The organism is Verrucomicrobiia bacterium (assembly GCA_019634635.1).
Lineage (GTDB): Bacteria > Verrucomicrobiota > Verrucomicrobiia > Limisphaerales > UBA9464 > UBA9464.
This window is the reverse complement of the sequence record JAHCBB010000074.1, coordinates 1-2,761: the sequence shown is the minus strand read 5'-3', so window position 1 is coordinate 2,761 and position 2,761 is coordinate 1. Positions and strand designations below refer to the sequence as shown.

The 2,761-nt window shown below is 65.4% G+C and carries 2 protein-coding genes; both read right to left on the bottom strand.

All coding sequences use genetic code 11. From position 1 onward, the window contains the following. Positions 1-57 precede the first annotated feature (57 nt). The gene (locus tag KF791_20880; protein MBX3735039.1) at positions 58-1,131 is read right to left on the bottom strand and encodes a dihydrodipicolinate synthase family protein; all 1,074 of its coding nucleotides are present in this window, start codon (positions 1,129-1,131) and stop codon (positions 58-60) included. Between the two features lie 19 nt (positions 1,132-1,150). Next, positions 1,151-2,182, bottom strand: coding sequence for an NAD-dependent epimerase/dehydratase family protein (locus KF791_20875; GenBank protein ID MBX3735038.1), 1,032 nt, complete (start codon positions 2,180-2,182; stop codon positions 1,151-1,153). Positions 2,183-2,761 lie beyond the last annotated feature (579 nt).

Genomic DNA, 2,761 nt, shown 5'->3' with positions numbered 1-2,761 from the left:
ATTTCAATGGGACGGTTCCGCCGGCTAATTCTCCAAAAGCGAACCGCACACCCCTTTTCAACGCAGCCACTCGTCCCGATGTTCCTCGACGAAGGCATCATCCAGGAGGTGTGGATAATGCCTGACAACCCGGTCAATGGCCTCCGATTGGCCCGGCGAAAGGGTTTCGGCCGGATCCAGACACCAGATCCCCTCCAGCAACCGCTGCCGGCGCAACACCTCGTGGATGCCGGCAATGCACCCGGCAAACTGGTTGGCGGCATCAAACAATGCCCCGTTGGCGTCGGTGATCTGCGCTGCGAGAGTCAGCAGGTTGCCGGGAATCGGCGCGCCGTGCCGGAGACGGTGACACCGTTCCAGATGCTCGACCGCGCGCCGTGTCCAGCAGGCCCAATGTCCGAGCAGGCCACCCACCATGCGAAGCCCCGGATGGTCCCCCGCATTGTCGAGCTGATGATCGGTCAGCAGGTCCAGCAGGACATGGTCGTCATTGCCGGTGTAGAGGGCGACCTCCCGACAGCGGCCGGACTCGATCACTCCGTGGAGCACGTCGAGTGTCTGATACCGGTTGAACGGCGCAATCTTGATGCCGACGACGTTGGGAATCCGGGCGAGCTGCCGCCAGAAGGACTGCGACAGGAACCGTCCACCCACCGCGGGCTGCAGATAGAAGCCAAAGATCGGAATCTCACGGGCCACCGCGTCGCAGTGCCGTACCACGGCCTCCTCGGACCAGTCACGGGTCGCCGCCAACGAGAGGAGCGCGACGTGATAGCCGGACGCCCGTGCCAGTGCGGCCTCCGCAAGCGCCTGGGAGGTGCCCCCGCACACGCCGGCGATCAGTACGGTCCGGCGAGCGCTGCGCGCATCGCAGGCCGTCGCCGTTTCCGCCGCCAGTTCCAGCACGGGTGGGAACAAACCATGCCGGGGCTCGCGGATCGCAAACTGGGTCGTGTGGACACCAACCGCGAGTCCGCCGGCACCTGCCGCGTGATAATAGCGTGTCAGGGCCCGTTGACGCCGCTCATCGAGTTTTCGGGCCCGGTTCAACGCCAGCGGATGCGCCGGGATCACCAGGCCGTCCTGCAAACGGTCACAGACCCATTGGGGCGGTAGCGGATGGCAGGACATGGCGCCTCCCGTTCAACGTTCAATAACGTCCATCGCGAACCTCAAACCGGGTGGGACGATTCAGCACCCGCCCGCCCGCCGCAATCCACGCCGCCGTGCAGCGGATCACTCCGGCCAACGGGGTGGGAGGCGGGCCAAAATACGAATCCATCCGGGTCGGATTGCTCAGCAGGGCGCTTCCAGATTCCCGTCCGGTGAACGTGACGGGGCGGTTGAGGAGCCCCGCCAGTTCGGTGGCGACCTCCCGGACGGACAAAATGTCGCCGTGGCAAAGGTTGAGCGCCCGCGGCGGATGCGCCGCCAGGTCGAGTGCGCGCAGGATTCGGTCCGCCGCGTCGCCCTGCCAGATGCAATTGAACCAGCCATTGGAAAGATCCACCGGCTCACCCCTCGCGATGCGGAGGGCGATGTCCACCAACACCCCATAACGGAGCTCGACCGCATAGTTCAATCGAAGGATTGCCATCCGCGTCTTCCGGGAGCGGGAGGAAAATTCCAGCAGACGCTCGCGCGCCACGGCCGCATTGGCGTACTCACCGAGGGGCGTCAGCGGGTGGTCTTCGGTGGCGCCCCCCTGGTCCACCGATACCGGCGGATAGACGTTGCCGGTGGACAGGACGACCCAGCGGGCCTCCGGATACCGGTTCACGCCGTGCACCGGAGCCAGCGTGTTGACGGCCCAGGTCATCGCGGGGTCCTGAGCCGTTCCGAACTTTAGGCCCACCAGCGAAATGATGTTCGCGGCATCGGGCAGGTGACGGAGGCTGTCGGGATGAAGAAGGTCCACCGCCTCGGTCCGGATCCCTTCCTCGTTGAACCGCCGCCGGGTTGCCGGATCCTCAAACCGGCTCGCCGCGACGACTTCGAGCGGATGTTCCGCGGCAACGGCAGCCCGGCGGGCCATGCTGGCGACGGTCAGGCCCATCTTGCCGCCGGCTCCCAGGATCACCAGCGGGCTGCTGACCGTGCGAATGAATCGCACCAGCTCCGGACCTGGTTCGCCGAGAATTCGGTCCAACTCCGGCTCGTTGACGATTCGGTCGGGGAGCATGCCGGCGGCAAAGAGGCCGAAACCCTCCCTGTCATTTCAAGGCGGAAGAGCGAGCCAAATCCGCGTAGATTGGTAGGTCCAATAGGTTTCAACTGTAAGTGCACCTCCCAAAACCATCCTGGACACCGCGAATCCTTGCCGGCGACCGGACTCCGATACGAAATCACCGAGGCCGCGGCTGGCTGCTCCAACCGAAAGCATTGGCTGCTCGGGTTGTTCTCCGCCGCACTGCTGGCCGGTCCGCAGCCGCTGCTCGGCAGCGACCCTGACACCGGCAACGCTTGGGCTCCAGGCCCATGCCCATCCGACCGCGCCGGATGGCACCTCAGAACGCCCCACCAGCGCCGGGGATGGCCGCTACGTGTTTTCCCTCAGCGATGCCAGAAATCTGGTCACGAATCTCCTAGCGGGCCGAGACAACGTGCCCAAGACAACGTGCCAGGTCCTCTGTCACGAAATCTGGCGATGGCCTCGGGGGCGGAACGTGCCCAAGACAACGTGCCAGGTCCTCTGTCACGAAATCTGGCGATGGCCTCGGGGGCGGGGCGCGGGTGGGATGGCGCCATGCGACTGCCCCGT

Coding starts and splice junctions, on each gene's coding strand:
- KF791_20880 (MBX3735039.1), bottom strand. CDS start 1,131: ATGTCCTGCCATCCGCTACCGCCCCAATGGGTCTGTGACCGTTTGCAG.
- KF791_20875 (MBX3735038.1), bottom strand. CDS start 2,182: ATGCTCCCCGACCGAATCGTCAACGAGCCGGAGTTGGACCGAATTCTC.